Genomic DNA, 237 nt, shown 5'->3' with positions numbered 1-237 from the left:
CGCCAAGGTCATCAGCCTCGAGGACGCCCCGACGGGCTACGCGGAGTTCGACTCCGGCGTCGCGCAGAAGTTCGTCCTCGACCCGCACGGACTGCTCGCCGCCTGAGCGCCGGGGTAGCGAAACCACAATGACCTCCCCCTTCTTCTCCCCGGTCACCGTCGGAGATCTCGAGCTCCCCAACCGCATCGTGATGGCGCCCATGACACGCAGCCGGTCCGACGACGACGGCATCGTGC

Annotated in this window: 1 protein-coding gene; it reads left to right on the top strand. The window is 67.9% G+C overall.

The features are described 5' to 3' along the window. Nucleotides 1–128 precede the first annotated feature (128 nt). The coding region (locus HWD99_RS18400) for a hypothetical protein (protein ID WP_241797635.1) at nucleotides 129–237 on the top strand (109 nt) is incomplete at its 3' end.

It is taken from the genome of Microbacterium sp. C5A9 (genome assembly GCF_022627955.1).
Classification (GTDB): domain Bacteria; phylum Actinomycetota; class Actinomycetes; order Actinomycetales; family Microbacteriaceae; genus Microbacterium.
Note: the sequence above shows the minus strand (reverse complement) of the source record. Positions and strands in the feature narration are given on the sequence as shown.